The organism is Wenzhouxiangella limi, assembly GCF_010499265.1.
In the GTDB taxonomy this organism is placed as follows: Bacteria; Pseudomonadota; Gammaproteobacteria; order Xanthomonadales; family Wenzhouxiangellaceae; genus Wenzhouxiangella; species Wenzhouxiangella limi.
The window spans coordinates 93,116-108,671 of record NZ_JAAGSC010000043.1 but is presented as its reverse complement, the minus strand read 5'-3'; the positions used below and the strand labels follow the sequence as shown (position 1 = coordinate 108,671).

General features: G+C 63.7%; 13 protein-coding genes. 7 read left to right on the top strand and 6 right to left on the bottom strand.

Annotation, left to right across the window (positions count from 1 at the left end; genetic code table 11):
• Positions 1 to 7: 7 nt before the first annotated feature.
• The 3 genes from G3I74_RS12355 to G3I74_RS12345 all read right to left on the bottom strand — a co-directional run bounded on the left by G3I74_RS12355 (position 8) and on the right by G3I74_RS12345 (position 6,851).
• Positions 8 to 3,304 (bottom strand): VPS10 domain-containing protein, encoded by a 3,297-nt coding sequence (locus G3I74_RS12355; protein ID WP_164211916.1) that lies wholly within the window; start codon positions 3,302 to 3,304, stop codon positions 8 to 10.
• A gap of 137 nt (positions 3,305 to 3,441) precedes the next feature.
• Positions 3,442 to 6,237: a TonB-dependent receptor domain-containing protein gene (locus tag G3I74_RS12350; protein WP_164211915.1), complete on the bottom strand. Its 2,796-nt coding sequence runs from the start codon at positions 6,235 to 6,237 to the stop codon at positions 3,442 to 3,444.
• A 137-nt stretch (positions 6,238 to 6,374) separates the two neighbouring features.
• A complete protein-coding gene (locus G3I74_RS12345) occupies positions 6,375 to 6,851 on the bottom strand; it encodes an arginase family protein (protein WP_164211914.1) in 477 nt (158 codons plus the stop codon).
• Between the two features lie 88 nt (positions 6,852 to 6,939).
• Here G3I74_RS12345 and G3I74_RS12340 point away from each other — a divergent pair, with 88 nt between their 5' ends.
• Complete coding sequence (locus tag G3I74_RS12340) at positions 6,940 to 8,880, top strand: diguanylate cyclase domain-containing protein (protein WP_164211913.1); 1,941 nt, start codon at positions 6,940 to 6,942, stop codon at positions 8,878 to 8,880.
• A gap of 51 nt (positions 8,881 to 8,931) precedes the next feature.
• Here the strand turns inward: G3I74_RS12340 and G3I74_RS12335 are convergent, their stop codons facing one another.
• Positions 8,932 to 9,933 carry a serine/threonine protein kinase gene (locus G3I74_RS12335; protein WP_164211912.1) on the bottom strand — a complete coding sequence of 334 codons (1,002 nt, stop codon included), beginning with the start codon at positions 9,931 to 9,933 and terminating at the stop codon, positions 8,932 to 8,934.
• Between the two features lie 230 nt (positions 9,934 to 10,163).
• Here G3I74_RS12335 and G3I74_RS12330 point away from each other — a divergent pair, with 230 nt between their 5' ends.
• From G3I74_RS12330 to G3I74_RS12320, 3 genes are all read left to right on the top strand, one after another.
• Complete coding sequence (locus tag G3I74_RS12330) at positions 10,164 to 10,358, top strand: CsbD family protein (RefSeq protein ID WP_164211911.1); 195 nt, start codon at positions 10,164 to 10,166, stop codon at positions 10,356 to 10,358.
• A 6-nt stretch (positions 10,359 to 10,364) separates the two neighbouring features.
• A complete protein-coding gene (locus G3I74_RS12325; protein ID WP_164211910.1) occupies positions 10,365 to 10,550 on the top strand; it encodes a hypothetical protein in 186 nt (61 codons plus the stop codon).
• Positions 10,551 to 10,630: 80 nt separating this feature from the next.
• Positions 10,631 to 11,437, top strand: coding sequence for an alpha/beta hydrolase family protein (locus G3I74_RS12320; protein ID WP_203594726.1), 807 nt, complete (start codon positions 10,631 to 10,633; stop codon positions 11,435 to 11,437).
• Here G3I74_RS12320 and G3I74_RS12315 read toward each other — a convergent pair.
• Positions 11,434 to 13,302, bottom strand: coding sequence for an acetyl-CoA hydrolase/transferase C-terminal domain-containing protein (locus tag G3I74_RS12315; RefSeq protein ID WP_338063116.1), 1,869 nt, complete (start codon positions 13,300 to 13,302; stop codon positions 11,434 to 11,436). The genes G3I74_RS12320 and G3I74_RS12315 overlap by 4 nt on opposite strands.
• A gap of 112 nt (positions 13,303 to 13,414) precedes the next feature.
• Here G3I74_RS12315 and G3I74_RS12310 point away from each other — a divergent pair, with 112 nt between their 5' ends.
• A complete protein-coding gene (locus G3I74_RS12310; protein WP_164211908.1) occupies positions 13,415 to 13,780 on the top strand; it encodes a SirB2 family protein in 366 nt (121 codons plus the stop codon).
• A 5-nt stretch (positions 13,781 to 13,785) separates the two neighbouring features.
• Here the strand turns inward: G3I74_RS12310 and G3I74_RS12305 are convergent, their stop codons facing one another.
• Positions 13,786 to 14,556, bottom strand: a complete 771-nt coding sequence (locus G3I74_RS12305; RefSeq protein ID WP_164211907.1) for an SDR family NAD(P)-dependent oxidoreductase — start codon at positions 14,554 to 14,556, stop codon at positions 13,786 to 13,788.
• 23 nt (positions 14,557 to 14,579) lie between these two features.
• On the opposite strand from G3I74_RS12305, the gene G3I74_RS12300 reads away from it, so the two are divergent.
• Together G3I74_RS12300 and G3I74_RS12295 are read left to right on the top strand one after the other, a co-directional pair.
• Positions 14,580 to 15,083 carry a hypothetical protein gene (locus tag G3I74_RS12300; RefSeq protein WP_164211906.1) on the top strand — a complete coding sequence of 168 codons (504 nt, stop codon included), beginning with the start codon at positions 14,580 to 14,582 and terminating at the stop codon, positions 15,081 to 15,083.
• Positions 15,084 to 15,102: 19 nt separating this feature from the next.
• Complete coding sequence (locus tag G3I74_RS12295) at positions 15,103 to 15,477, top strand: MAPEG family protein (protein WP_164211905.1); 375 nt, start codon at positions 15,103 to 15,105, stop codon at positions 15,475 to 15,477.
• Positions 15,478 to 15,556: the final 79 nt, after the last annotated feature.

The window sequence follows — 15,556 nt, the reverse complement described above, 5'->3', positions numbered from 1 at the left end:
CCAATCCTCAGGGAATCGGCGCCCCGGGCGTCCACGGCGCGCCGGCCTGTTCAAGCGCCCGTTCGAGCGCTGGAATCCGCTCGTCGATGAGCGCGTTGAGCTCGCGCTTGACGTCGGCGAATTCCTGTTCGGCGATATCCATGGTCATTTCGTGCGTCGGCGTCGGACCGTAGGTCGAACGTCCGGTGCCGATCATGGCCACGAACATGCGCTGGCCGATGGTCGGTCCCTGCGGTTCGTTGAGGCGCTCCATGCTCTGCTTGCCCTGCAGCTGTTCGGCCAGCGCGTGCAGTTGCTGGGAGATCGCGTAGAGTTCGCTGTCGAGGTCACCGGCGGGCGCGGTCGAGCGCTCGAGCGCGGTCGCCATGGCGTCGAGCTTGTCGTGCGCCATCTCGATCGCCCGGTTGGCCGCTGAAACCTGCCGCATCAGGCTGGAAAGACGTTTCCAGAATGCCACCGTTTCTGCCGGCTCAGCGCCGTCGAGCGCACCGCTTCGCATGCGCACCACCTCGAATTCGCGCGGACCGGCAAGCGCGGTCACTTCGCCGTCGATTCGTTTTGCCAGCTCGACCGAGTAGGTTCCGGGCACGACCATGAAGCCTTCCGGCTCGCCCCACCCGCCGGATGCGCCGACCGCATTAGGTGGCGGGTAGCGCAGGTCCCAGGCGACGCGATGGAGGCCGGCCGAAGCCGGTCCCTGCAGGCGGCGGACCACGTTGCCCTCGCCGTCGCGAACGGTCAGCAGCACGGCCGGATCAGGCTGACGCTGCTCGGCCTCGATGCGTTCCCAGTCCGGGAACTGGACGTCTGCGCGCGCGGCTATGGCCGCCTTCTCGCTTTCGCGCCGCTGTTCTTCCAGCGTCCGGTAACCGTCGCCGAGGTGATAGGTAAACACTGCGCCAAACGGCGGATTGTCGGCCAGATACAGCCCGTCGCCCTGCGAGCCGCGGCGGTTGTTGCCCAGCGGCGTGCGCTCGATATACCACCATGCATCGCGCGTATCGAACAGCGCGGCTTCCTGGACCAGGGTGTCGCTGTCGATCTCGCGCAGCACGCTGTAGTCGTCGAGAATCCAGAAGCCGCGCCCGAAGGTGGCACCCACCAGATCGTTCTCGCGCCGCTGGATCACCAGGTCCCGGAACGAGATCGTCGGGGCGTTGCCGCTGAGCTTCTTCCAGTTCTCGCCGCCGTCGACGGTCACGAACATGCCGAACTCGGTGCCGGCAAACATCAACTCCGGCTTGACGTGGTCCTGGACCACGCGCCAGACCAGGTGGCGCTCCGGAAGATCGCCGGCAATCGAAGTCCAGCGCCGTCCGCGGTCGGTGCTCTTGAGCAGATAGGGTTTGAAGTCGCCGTACTTGTGGTTGTCGAGCGCGACGTAGACGGTATCGGCGTCGAACAGGTCGGCCTTGATGTCGTTGACGAACGCCGTATCCGGCACCCCGGGCAGGTCCCCGACTTCGATTTCGCGCCAGCTTTCACCGCCGTTGCCGGAAACCTGAATCAGACCGTCATCGGTCCCGGCGTAGAGCAGACCTTCCTCGATCGGGGATTCGGCCAGCGAGGTGATGGTGTTGTAGTTGGACATCGCAAACGTGTCCCACGGCGAGTTCCAGCCCCACTGGCGACCCATGTGCTCGATGTCAAAGCGGTCCTGGTTGCGGGTCAGGTCATCGGAGATCATGGTCCAGGAATCGCCGCGGTTATCCGAGCGCCAGACCCGCTGCGAGGCGTGATAGATGCGCGCCGGATCGTGCGAGCTGACCAGGATGGGCGCATCCCAGTTGAAGCGATTGGGTGCTTCGTCCTGGCCCACCTGCGGCTGGATGTAGACGATCTCGCCGGTGGTGCGATCGTGGCGGACCAGGTTGCCCTGCTGCCAGTGGGCGTAGACGATATCGGGGTTGCCGGGCTCGGTGGCCGGCTGGTGGCCATCGCCGAACAGCACCACGAACCAGTCGGAGTTGCGGATACCGGAGACGTTGTCGGTGCGCGACGGGCCGCCCTGGGTGTTGTTGTCCTGGGTGCCACCATAGATCGTGTAGAACGGTTCGGCGTCATCGACTGCGACCTTGTAGAACTGGGTCACCGGCAGGTTGTCGATGTAGCGCCAGGTGCCGGCGTGGTCGAAGGTCTCGTAAAGCCCGCCGTCGGAGCCGATCAGCAGATAGTCGGGATCGTTGGGTCGAAACGCCAGCGCGTGATCGTCGACGTGCTTGGCCGCATCGGCGATGGACTCCCAGGTCGCGCCGCCGTCGTGGGAAACCGAGGACCGGACTTCGAGAAAATAGATGCGATCGAAGGCATGCGGGCTGGCGTAGATTTCCTGGTAGTAGTGGGGTCCGGTGCCGCCGGCGATCCGATCCGACATCTTGGTCCACGACGCGCCGCGGTCGTCACTGCGCCAGACCCCGCCTTCGCGCTGGTCGAGTTCAATGGCGGCATAGAGCACGTCCGGATCCTGCGGCGAGATGGCGATGCCGATCTTGCCCAGATTGGCGTTGTCGTCGCTGCTCGGCAGGCCGTTGGTCAGCTCGGTCCAGGTTTCACCGCCGTCGCTGGAGCGATGAATTCCGGAATTCGGTCCGCCGCCGACGTAGGCGGCAACCGTGCGATGGCGCTGCCAGGTGACCGCGTAAAGCACATCGGGATCGCGCGGGTCGATCTCGATGTCAGTGACGCCGGTCCAGCGATCGTCCTGTTCTTCTCCGACCAGCGTGCGCGTCCAGGTTTGGCCACCATCGGTGGTCTTGTACAGACCGCGCTCGCCGCCCGGGCTCCACAGCGGCCCTTCGGCGGCCACCCAGACCGTATTCGAGTCCTGCGGATGCACAATGATCTTGCCGACGTGTTCCGAGGCCTTCAGGCCGGCGTTGCTCCAGGTCGAGCCGCCGTCGTGACTGACGTACACCCCGTCGCCGTAACCGACGTGGCGTCCGCCGACGTTTTCTCCACTGCCGACCCAGACCGTGTCGGGATTGGATGGATCGAGCGTGATCGCGCCGATCGAGTAGCTGCCCTGTCCGTCAAAAATCGACGTCCAGGTGGTGCCGGAGTTGACCGTTTTCCACAGGCCACCGGAGCCCACGGCAACGTACCAGACGTTGTGAGTTTCCGGATGGATCACGATGTCGGCCAGGCGCCCGGACATGAAAGCCGGTCCGACCGTGCGCAGCTCGAGGCCGGCGACGGCCTGCTGCAGCGGGTCGTCTTCTTCCTGCGCAATCAGCGGAAGCGAGGCCGCGACAAGGCCAACAAACAGCAGGAAGTGGAGGAAACGCGCGTTCAACAGGGGTTTCATCAGGCAATCTCCAGGGGTCCGGGACAGGCTGGATAAGGTAGCAGAATGCCTGCGCCGGGTGGAACTCGGCGCGAGGCCGGGTCCACCAGCTTATGCGCAACCGGGTACGGACTACCCGAAGCCGCGCCCGTTTCGGATCAGGGCAGCGTGATCCCCAGCTGCAGCCAAAAGACGGTACCGAGCGCGCGGTAAGTGCCCAGATCGGTATTGCCCTCGTCGGCGTTGACCAGCAGCGGCGGCTGGACGTCGGTCAGGTTGTCGACGCCGACCGATGCCTGCCAGCCGCGCCGGCTGCGCCAGCCGAGGCGAAGATCGTGATAGAGCACGCTACCGACGCGGTTGACGGTGTCGGGGAAGACCTCGCCGCCGCGCTCGAGGATGGAATCGATCCATTGCCCGCGGTAGCCCGCCGACCATGCGCCCCGGCTCCAGTCCAGCGCGTAGTTCCCCTGCCAGGCGGGGATGGCACCGAAGTTGTCCGGGTCGTACTCGCCTTCTCCGAACAGCGGCTGGGCGCCGGGAAACGCGCGCAACTCGCGCTCGATGACGTGGCTGAGCAGCAGCCGATGATCAAGCTGCCCGCCGGCAAATGAAAGTCGCCAGGTGGCTTCCAGATCGATGCCTTGGGTGGTCTCCCGGGCGAGGTTGGACTGCTGTGCTTCGATGAATTCGATGCTTCCGTCCGCGCGCCGGCTGATCGCATCGCAGAACGGATCGGCGCCGGTGGCAAGGCACTGACCGAGCACGGTCTCGGCGCCGAGCGCGCCGATGCCGCTGTCGATCTCGATGTCGAAATAGTCCAGCCGAAAGCGAAGATCGGAGTGGCCCAGTGGCTCCCAGCTCAGCCCCAGGGTCAGAATCTTGCCCTGCTCCGGGTCCAGCAACGGGTTGCCGCCGGCCAGTTCGGGGGTCTCCTCTCCGCTCTGATCGAAGCTGCCGTCGGCCGGCACGCCCTGGGCAATGCAGCGCTCGATCTCGACGGCGCCGAGACCGGCGAAATCGCTGCACGGGTCGAGCACGACGGGATTGGCCTGCGAGGACCCGCCGAACAGCTCGCCGATGTTGGGGGCGCGAAACGCATCGGAATAACTGGCGCGCACCGCGAGATGTTCAGCCACCTGCCAGCCCACCCCGACCTCGCCCAGGTTCTTGGGACCGAAATTGTCAAAATCGACCCGCCGGGCGCCCAGGTCGAGGTCCAGGCGCCGGACCAGGAAGCGGTCGGCGAGCAGCGGCACGCCGAGCTCCAGATAGGCCTCGCGCGCCGTGAAGGCGCCGCGGGTGACGGTGCGCGCGTTTCCGGTGGTGTTGCCAATCCTCGATTGCCGGTCGGGCAGATCGGCGCCGCGCTCGTCGCGCGATTCGAAGCCCAGGGCAAGCGCCAGCGGACCGTTTTGAAGCTCGATCAGGTCGCCGGCCACGTTGGCGTTGAAAACGGTCTGCTCGTTGAAGCCGGTATCGTTCAATGTGGCCACCACGTAATCGAGCATCGCCTGGTCGATGCTTCTGGGCCCGCCGAACAGGTTGAGCGGCACGCAGCCGGCCACGGGGTCGGCGGCGGCGCCGCAGACCGGGGTGCCGTCGGCGAGGCGCTCGGATGGTCCCAGCGCGAGCCGGACCCGGTCGGCGAGCAGATCGCCGGTCTTGCGCTGGTCGGTTTCATTGCGGCCATGGGAAACGGCCGCATCCCAGAACCAGCCGTTCGATCCGCCCTCCACCCCGGCGACGATGCGCCAGGTTTCATTGTCCTGGCTGAACGTTCGCGGTCCGGCCTCGACCAGTCGGCGTCGCGCATCGAAAATCCGTTCGCCGAACGGGTTGAAGGTGTTGTCTGGCGCCACGCTGACGTCGGCCAGCCGGGTCGTGAACAACGGCAGCGGCGCCAGCTGCTGGCTCGACTCGCGCTGGTGGAAGAACAGTTCGCTGAACGCTGAAAATGACCCGGACGCTGACCAGCGCAAGGATCCAAACGCGGTCACCCGCTCGGCGTCCTGCTGAAGATCCTCGAACGGATTGAAGTTGAATCGGTCGGTGTTCGGGCCGCTGTCGATGAACGGGCGGAAATCGTCGACCGATGTGCCGGGCCGGCCGTCTATCAGCGTCAGGCGAGCGCGCGAGGTTCGGAACTGACCGCCGGGGGGCGCCGACGAGCCGTCGAAGACCAGCCGGTTTTCGGGACCCTCGAAGCTCAGGCGCGTGCTCGAAAAACCGCGATCGCCCTTGGAGAGCGCCGCCTGGTTGCTGTACTCCAGCCCGCCGTCCACGCTCAGGCGTCCCCACTGCCGACCCGCCAGTGCATGCAGCGCGAACGTTTCGCCGTCGCCGCGCCGGCTGATCCGCCCGCGGGTCGAAAGTTCGACGCCTTCGATGTGCTTGCGCGTGATGATATTGATGACGCCGGCAAGCGCGTCGGCGCCGTATTCCACCGAGGCGCCGGACTTGAAGATCTCGATGCGCTCGACCATGGCCAGCGGCAGCATGCCCAGGTCGACCAAACCGGACGCACCGTTGCCGCCGGGCACGAAACGGCGCCCATTGAGCAGCACCAGGGTCCGCTCGGGGCCCAATCCGCGCAGCTCCACGGCCTCGATGCCGCGCGACAGTCCACCGCCCTGCCCCCGCTGGCTGACTCGGGTATTGAGCGGCGAGCCGCTGGTGAACGGCATCTGCTGCAGCACGTCGCCGAGGCGGGTCTGGCCGGTCGCCTCCAAGGCAGCGCGCGAAATCGTCGTCAGCGGCCAGGCTTCACCGGCCTCGATGCCGCGCAGCCGGCTGCCGGTCACCACGATGACGTCGCGCACAGGCTCTGAGGCCTGATCCTCGTCCGGGTCCGCAGTCTGTGCCCAGGCCGGCGCACAGGCAAGCCAAAGAGTCGCGAAAGAACCGCCGAAGACAGCGCGCAGGCTTCCGGCAAAACGGCGCAGCGCATTCATCGTCATAAGCATGCCAGTCGTGGACTAAAAAGCGCCGGATTATACAGGCCTCGCCTGGCATGCCTGGCCTGGCAGGGCCTGATTGAACAGCAACAGGGCCAGTCGGAACGCAACGGCGTCTGCGCTGGCGGGCGTGATTATGAAGATTCGCTGACGAAGGCGCTACGGTGGAAGGCCGCCGCGGCTTCGACCTCGGCCAGGCCGCGCAGGCCGGGTTCCGGTGGTTCGTCGCCGGCCAGCACGCACAGCACCGACCGGACCCCGCGCGCCAGCGATATCAGGCTGTAGCCGCCTCCGAGCACGAACACCAGGCGTCCAGCGCACTGCGCTCGCGCCAGGCGCTGCACGATGCCCGTCATGGCGGCAAACCCGTCGAGACCCACCCCGACCTCCTCGATCTTGCCGGTGCCGGGCGAGACGGCCGTGGTGTCCACGTCCAGCCAGGCGCTCTGCCCGCGCAAGCGGTCGATGCTGTCGAGATAAGAGCTGGTGTGGACGCGCCAAAGCTGTTCGCGCGTCGCCGTCGCACCGGTCTCGAAGACCACCCCGGCACCGGTGCCAGATCCAGCATATGGCGGATGGCGGTCAGCCGGGGGATGTTCGGGATACTTCACCCGACTGCCTGCAAATCAACAAGCATAGAGATGCGCTAAACTTTTGCCAGCGCTCAGTCTGGCTGTGAGCACCGGGAGGACGCCGCCAGTGAGAATTGGTCTATTCAACACAAAAAGCCTGTTTATCAGGCTGTTGGCAGGCCTTTGCATTCTGTCCCTCACCCTGCTGGGCCTGGTGATCTTCAAGTCACAGATTGATACCGAACGGCTCATCGCTGAGAAAGAGGCAGAATTGATCCAGATGGGCGAGTCCATCGTACCGCGACGATTTTACGTTTCGCAGCAGATTCTGGATGCCTCAATAAGCCAGATCGTCCTGAATAGCGATCTGATTTCAGACTTCGCCCGACGCGACAGAGACGCTTTGGCAACCAAGGCACTGAAAGCTTTTGAAAGTTTGAAGCGATCGGATATTGATGTCTATCACTTTCATCTGCCGAACAACCGGACTTTTTTTCGCGCCCACCGGCCCGAGCGCTACAACGATGACCTGACCGAAATAAGACCAATGGTCAGCGAGATCAACCGCACCCGAGCCATGATCGCTGGCTGGGAAGACGGACGGCATGGCTTCGCACTGCGGCACCTGGAACCAGTATTTTACCGATCCGAATATATCGGCGCGATCGAAGTGGGTATGTTTCTGGAGGAGCGAATGCTCAATATCTGGAAGCGTGCGGTCATGGGAGAATGGATTTTATGCCGATTTACAGCCTCCGGCCCGACAAGGATTGCCGGTACGGTAGAGGCCAACTGCAATATTGACGCCTCGCCAACGGATACCTCTTCCATCAAGAACAAACAAAGCTTGGTGTTACGCGACGGCCAGTCAATAACACAGTTTTTGCCTCTAGAAAATTTTGACGGAAGCGTCAGTTTTTATATCAAGCGAATCATCGATAGCTCTCAAATTCGCGACTTGGCGCTCACCCAGAGGAACACGACGATTTTCTATGGCCTGGTGGTTCTGGCTATCGCCTCCCTGGTGTTCGCGTTTCTCATCAGACGCATATTGAGACCCGTCAACTATCTGGTCGGGAAAGCGCAAAAAATCAGTGAGGGTCGGCTGGATGAACCCATAGAAACCATGACTTCGGATGAGATTGGTCTGCTCGCGTCCACCATGGAGAGCATGCGCCAGTCGCTTGCGGCGAAAACACGCCAGCTGGAAGAAAGCAACGAGCTTTTCAGAACCCTCTCCGATACTGCCAGCGAATGGATTTTATGGCTCGACCCCAATGGGCAGATTATTTACACCTCGCCTTCGTGCCAACGCTTCACGGGTCATGACTCCGCCTATCTGAAGGCCAATCCTGACTTGATCATGGATTCAATTCATCCCGACGACCAAAGAAGATGGCTGCAGCAAATCTCCGACAGCCGGAAGCAACAAGGTGCACTAAAAAGAGAATACCGGATTATCAACCGGCATGGACAACAAAAGTGGATTGAGCATATATCCTCTCCAGTCTTCGATAACGACCAGCAATTGCTGGGCATCCGCTGCAGCATCATTGATATAACCACCCGAAAAACTTCTGAAGAAAGGCTTGAACATTTGAGCTTTTCCGATTCGCTAACCGGCTTATACAATCGTGCTTATCTGCAGGCGGCAGTCGAGAAATATCAGCATAGCAGTGCCTATCCGATCACTTTTATCGCAGCAGACCTTGATGGTTTGAAGTCAACCAATGACAGCTTTGGGCATAGTGCTGGGGATGAGTTAATTCAGCGGGCTGCCGAGATCATGCGCAGCTGCATGCGCAAGCATGATGTGCTTGCGCGCTTTGGCGGAGATGAGTTTGTGGCTCTCATGCCCGACACCACTCAGGAAGCTGGTGAAGCGGTCGTTGGAAGAATCCGAGAGGCCGTGAACGCATTCAATGATCCTCAAAGACCCGTTTGTCTTGAGATCTCCATGGGGGTTGCCTGCAGCATCGATGGCGAGACCGACCTGATGGAAACCATGCGAACCGCCGACTTATTGATGTATCAGGACAAACGAAGACGTAAGTCGCAATCGCAGTGATCCCGTGCAAAAACGGGTCAGTAGCCCCTTCTCCTGGCTGACAGCGTGCCTCTAACGGTGCCAGACCACGGGCTCGTCTTGCATCTCCGATAGCTGCTCGCGCAGCTGTCCGATCAGGTTCTCCCAGTGGCGTTCGTCTTCAAACCACGGGAAAGCCAGCGGGAAGGCGGGGTCGTCCCAGCGCTGGGCCAGCCAGCTCTGGTAGTGGATCATGCGCAGGGCCCGCAGCGCCTCGACCAGGTTGAGCTCGCGCGGGTCGAACTCGCAAAAGGTCGAATAGGCCTCCAGCAGCCAGCCCCACTGCTGTTCGCGTTCGCCGCGCTCGCCCGAGATCAGCATCCACAGATCCTGCACCGCCGGACCGGTGCGGCAGTCGTCGAGGTCGACGAAATGCGGGCCGTCGCGCCACAGGATGTTGCCGGGATGACAGTCGCCGTGCAGGCGGATGGGTCGATAATCACCGGCCCGCTCCCAGGCGCTGGCCACGTGCGCCAGCAGGTCGTCGGTCAGCGTCCGGAAGGCAGATTCCAGGTGGAACGGAATCCACTCGTTTTCCAGCAGCCAGTCGCGCGGGCCGCGGCCCAGGGCTTCGATGGAAATCGATCCTCGATACTCGAACGCCCCGGCCTGCCCGACGGCGTGCAGCCGACCCAGCGCGCGCCCGATGCGCTTGAGGGTGTCCCAGTCCTCCGGTTCCGGCGCATGGCCGCCCTGGCGCGGAAACAGGGCGTAGCGAAAGCCGGCGTGCTCGTGCAGCGTGCCGCCTTCGAAGGCCAAGGGTGCGACCACCGAAAGCCCGCTCGCGGCCAGCTCGGCGGTGAATGCGTGCTCTTCCAGAATCGCCTGGTCGGTCCAGCGAGCCGGGCGATAGAACTTGGCGATGACCGGCTCGGCCTCTTCCAGCCCAATCTGCCAGACCCGGTTCTCGTAACTGTTGAGCGCCAGCAGGCGCCCGTCGGTGATCAGCCCCAGAGCCTCGGCGGCCTCGAGCACGCGTTCGGGCTGCAGCAGCGCAAACGGACGTCCGACGTCATTTTTTTCTTCGCGATCCATGACGCTATTGTGCGCCCAATGACCGGCGCAACGCGAAATCACCGGAGCAATAATCGGCGACTGGGTACGCCAGCACCATCCCGAATGGTGGCCCGTCGACAGACTTGATCTTCACCGCGGCGAAAGCGCACCAGAATCCCGCTGATTAATGCGAGCTTAACGAAAGGTGTTGCACAGTAAGCCTTAACCGAGTTCGGTATTGACTCACCGCGTGACCTGGAAGGTGCGATATGAATAAAGATCAAGCCCACGGCCAATGGGACAAGATATCGGCCAAAGTCAAGCAGACTTGGGGCGATGTCACCGATGATGAAATCAAGCAGGCAGAAGGCAACATGGATGAACTGATCGCTCGAATCCGGGAAAAGTACGGTGACTCCAAAGAAGCCGTCGCCGAGAAGATCAACCAATTGATGAAGGATTGAGAAGTCATGAAGACGACTGCGCGAACGCTGTTTTTTCTTATGTTGCTGGCACTGTTCAGCGCCGGTGCACTGACCGGTTGCGAGGATCCCGGCCCCGCTGAAGAAGCCGGACAGGAAATCGACGAGGCCGTCGAAGAGGCCGGCGATGAGCTCGAAGAGATGGGCGATGAAGTCGAGGAAGACACCGACTGACAGTACCCGCGCTTTTTTAGTGCATGCTCCACGATCAACCGGTCGTTTCGCTAAACACGAGCGACCAGCATCGATTTGAGTTGATCCACGTTCCGGCCCCGCGGCCGGAACGCCTCCTGCTTTTCTTGCCCGGTATGGGCCTGTCGGCGCGTCAGTACATTCGGTTTGGCCAGGCCCTGGCCGCCTCGGGCATCGAGACGCTGATCCACGAATGGCGCGGCCTGGGCTCGTCGAGCCTGCGCGCCTCGCGCACGGTGGACTGGGGTTATCGCGAGTTGCTGGAGATGGACCTGGATCCGGTGATCGATAGAGCCCGCGAACTGGCCGCAGACCGTCCGCTGATTATCGGCGGCCATAGCCTGGGTTCGCAGCTGGCGCTGCTGGTCGCCGCCCGTCGTCCGGAGGACTGCCAGGGTCTGCTCATTGTCGCCGGCGGGGCGCCTTACTGGCGCTGTTTCAGCGGCTGGATGCGCCTGACCCTGCACGCCATTTTCTTCGGCATGCCAACCCTGGCCGGCTTGATCGGCCACTACCCGGGCCGCCGGCTGGGCTTTGCCGGCCGCGAGGCGCGCGGAGTAATCAGCGACTGGACCGCCAGCGGCCGCAGTGGCCTCTACCGACCGGCCGGCATGGATTTCGACTTCGAAGCCGCACTGGGCCAGCTGGACCGCCCACTGCTGAGCGTGCGGATGGCCGACGACTGGTTCGTGCCCCAGGCGTCGCTGGACTGGCTGGGCGACAAACTGGGTTCGGTCGTGAAACGGCAGGCCGACATCGACCGCACTGGCATGGACGGGCCGGCCGATCACTATCGCTGGATGAAAGCGCCAGCCAGCACCGCCGAAGCCGTGGCGAACTGGGCCCGCCTGCAGATTCAGCCGGCCTAATCGAGCATCGCCGCCAGCAAGCGCGCGTAGAGCTTTTCGGTCAGCGAACGCGGCTGATCCAGCCCGAGCCGGGCGAGCGCGTCCGGGTGCCGTTCCGGCCGACCGCGAAATGCGGCCGCCAGCAATCGAGGCTTGCTGCGCGAAAGCGCGCGCAGCCGCTTAAGCGCCGGCACCAGCTTACGCTCCAGTTCGGTGAAGTCGCTGCCGAAGGGATAGGCCGGGAAACGACCGCGATCAAAGTGTTGCGCCAGCTGCTGTCGGGTATTGCGCCGGGCCCGGGCCGGAATCTGCCAGTCGCGCGCCAGCTTGCCGGCCGACCGGGCCCGCGCGACGAATTCGTCCTGGAACTGCGCGTCCATGACGCCGACCAGGGTCTGGATACATTCCTCGTCGGTCTTGCCGCGCAGGTCGGCGATGCCGTACTCGGTGACGAACACATCGCGCAGGTGGCGGGGGATGGTGCACTGGGGATAGTCCCAGACGATGTTGGAGACGCGTTTGCCGCCGCTTTCCCGCGTCGAGCGCAGCATCAGGATCGAGCGCCCGCCCTCCATGGCGTGGGCCATGGCGACAAAGTTGTACTGCCCGCCCACGCCCGAGACTACCTGGTGGTCGGCGAGACCGTCGGAGACCGCCGCGCCGGTGGCGGTGACCATCATGCAGGTATTGATGAAGCGCGCGTTCTTGCGCTGGGCGATCTCCAGCGCCTCATCCCCGCCGTAGAGCTGGTTGATCCGACCCACCCCGTGCATGCGAAAGCGCGGACGTTCTTCGGCGGACAGGGCGTTGAGGAAATCGTAGAAGCCGAAGCTGCCAAGAAAGAAACCGCCGTCCATGACCGCACCGGTGCCGGCTTCCGCCAAAGTCTCGCCGGCGTTGGCCCGGCGCTGAAGGGCCTCGTCATCGAATACTTCGCGGCTGAGAATCCCGGCCCGGTACAGGTGCATGAAACCGTCCATGAACAGCTCGCTGGCCCCGTACAGGCCCTGCTCGAACGGGCGTCGGTCTTCCAGCGCGCAGGGCGCCGGGTCCATCGTTCCCAGCAACTCGCGATAGCCGGCGTTGTCGCGGTGGCGCAGAATCAGGCTGTGCACCAGCGCGTCGGCGAGCGAACCGATGCCGATCTGCAGCGTGCCTTCGTCGGCGACCAGGCGACTGGCGTGGAAACCTACCGCGTGGTCCTGCAATTCGACCGGTGTTCGCGGCAGGCCGAACAGCGGCTGGGCCGGATCAAGCTCGACAACGCGGTCGAAAAAGGCCGCATCGACGACCGCATCGCCGTGCATGAACGGCAGTTCCGGATGAACCTGACCGAGCGTGAGACGCTTTCGGTCGTCGAGCCGGTCGAGGCGCTTTTTCAGGTCCAGACTGACGTCAGGGTTGCACGACAGGCTGTAATACCCGCTTTGCGGCGGCGAAATCAACTGCAGGGTCAGGTTGACGCCGCGATCGGCCAGGTCGCGGGCGACGTGGGTATAGTTCGAAGAGATGTAGCGACGCTGGCGCAGGCGGTTGCCCAGGGCCGCGCCCGACTGAAAGTAGAACTCGGTCACGCTGACGTTATCGGGCATGCGCCCGTCACGCAGATCGGCCAGGTAGTCCAGGCGCGGATAGTCGGTGCCGAAATGACGGTCCAGAAAGGGTCGCAGAAATCGCTCCTGCAGCCAGTGATCGGGCTCGGGCAGGTCCAGCGACAGCGCGGTGATGATCTCCAGCTGGATCGAGGGGTCGGCGCAGGCGCGCGCGTAAAAGGCGTTGACCAGGCGGTTGGGCTTGCCCAGCGCCAGCGGCAGACCCATGACGATGTGGCCGTCCAGAAATTCGAGCGTGTCTTCAACCACCCCGTCCAGGGTGGGGGATTCCACCTTCAAAAAGTATCTCCGGTGCGGGCAACAAACCTCCACGCTACCTTAAAACACATCCCGCGGCCTGATAAAATCCCGACCCTTGGTCCCCGGCCGCCGGTCAACGCCCACCATGAGCGTCTACGAGCTCCTGAAAAACCTTCACATCGTGATTGCCCTGATCAGTCTGCTGGGGTTCGCGCTGCGCGGCTTCGTCCGGCTGGTCCAGCAGCGGCCGCTGGCCACACCCTTGCTGAGAATCGGACCGCACATCTCCGATACCCTGCTGCTGGCCACCGGCGTTGCCCTGTGGTTGCTCGGCGGCTGGCCGCTGTGGTCGTGGTTCGGCGCCAAGCTGCTGCTGATCGCCGCCTACGTCTACACCGGGGTGATGGCCTTCCGTACGCCGGAGCCGCAGCGGGCGGTCTCGCTCTATACCGGCGGCCTGGTGCTGTTTCTGGCCATCGTCGTAGTCAGCGTCTTCAAGCCGGTACTCTGACGCGCCTACCAAGGAATGGACTGACCGTCCCAGGCAAAGAAACCGCCGCTGTCGTCGTTGTCGAGCCCATCGATCACCTTCAGCAGGCGCTCGGCTACAAATTCAGGGCTAAACAGTTTGTCGTCGGGTACGTTGGCCTGAAACGGCGCCGAGAGTCCGGTGTCGGTGGTGCCGGGGTGCAAGGCGGCGATGATGACGTTGGCAAAGCGCCGGCGCGCCTCGATGGAGGCCGTCCGGAGCAGCTGGTTGAGCGCGGCCTTGCTCGATCGGTAGGCGTACCAGCCGCCGAGGCGATTGTCGCCGATTGAGCCCACCCGGGCCGACAGCGCTGCGAACACCGCCTTGCCGTCGCGGCTCATCAGCGGCAGAAAATGGCGCAGGCACAGGGCCGGTCCGAGCGCGTTGACCGCGAATACCCGATGCAGCGACTCAAGATCGAGATCTTCCAGCCGTTTTTCCGGTGCCAGGCCATCGTCATCATGCAGCAGGCCGGCCGCGTTGAGCACAAGCTGCGGGCGCAAGCGCGCTTGTTTCAGCCGCTCAGCGGTCGCGGCAATCGTCTGCGGACAGGTCACATCCAGCGCCACCAGATCCAAGCGCTGACCGTGGCGCTCACTCAAGGTATTCAGGCTCTCGGATCGATCGGGGCTGCGGGCACAGGCGACCACTTGCCCGACGCCGTCGCTGTCCAGCAGCTGGCGCACCAGGGCCAGGCCGATCCCGCCGCTGGCGCCGATGACCAGCGCGGTGCTTGGTTTGGGAAACGAATTGAGCATCCTCGTACCGTATGATAGAGGGCGTGAAAGCTATTCCCGTCCCGATCACGACCCTTGCCTGGGTGGCCATCATGCTGCTCGCGCTGAGCGCCTGCGGCTCCGGCGCGCGCGAGATTCGCGGTGAACTGCCGCTGATTCGCGTTGAAGGCCTGATCGTCGACGGCGAGCAAGTAACCCTGACCGTGGGCCTGCGCAACGTCAACGATCGCACCCTGGACCTGCGCCGGCTCAAGGTTCGAATGAAAGTCGAAGACCGGCTGCTCCTCGAAGCCGACGCGCAGCCGCAGATCGACATCAGCGCGCGCGGCCGCGACGTGGTCACGCTGCGCGGCCGCGGCCAGACGGCGGGCCTGGAACTGCTCGCTCAGCGCTTCGATCAACCAGCGGCTAACGACCTCCCCACCGCATCGCTCAACGCCCAGTGGAGCATGGAACTCACGCTGGTTGACGATCGCGATCGCGAGTCTGGGACTCGGGCCAGCGGCTTTCTCCACCCCGTGCCCGGCCGCCCGGGGCATTTTCGCTGACCGTTGGGAGGCTGGATTCATGACGATCGCATACTGGTGTGTTCTGGTGGCCGCGACCTTGCCCTACCTGATGATCGGCGTGGCCAAGATCGGCGTGCGCGGCTTCGACAATCGCCGGCCGCGCGACTGGTACGAAAAGTCCACCGGCTTTCGCCGGCGCGCCGTCTGGGCCCAGCAGAACAGCTTCGAGATCTTTCCGGTGTTTGCCGCCGCGGTGATCATTGCCCAGCTGGCAGGCGGCGACCAGGCCACGATCGACGGCCTGGCGATCGCCTTTATCGCCAGCCGGATCGCTTACGCCATCAGCTACCTGGCCGACCTGCATCTGCTGCGGTCGCTGGTCTGGACGGCGGGATTTGCGTGCTGCGTCGCGCTGTTCATCGTTGCAGCGTGAGCTTCGCCCGGACTTTCGGCACATTGACGCCAAGCCACCGAGACCATAGTCTAGCCATCTGAAATTCCGCCTGCCCGAT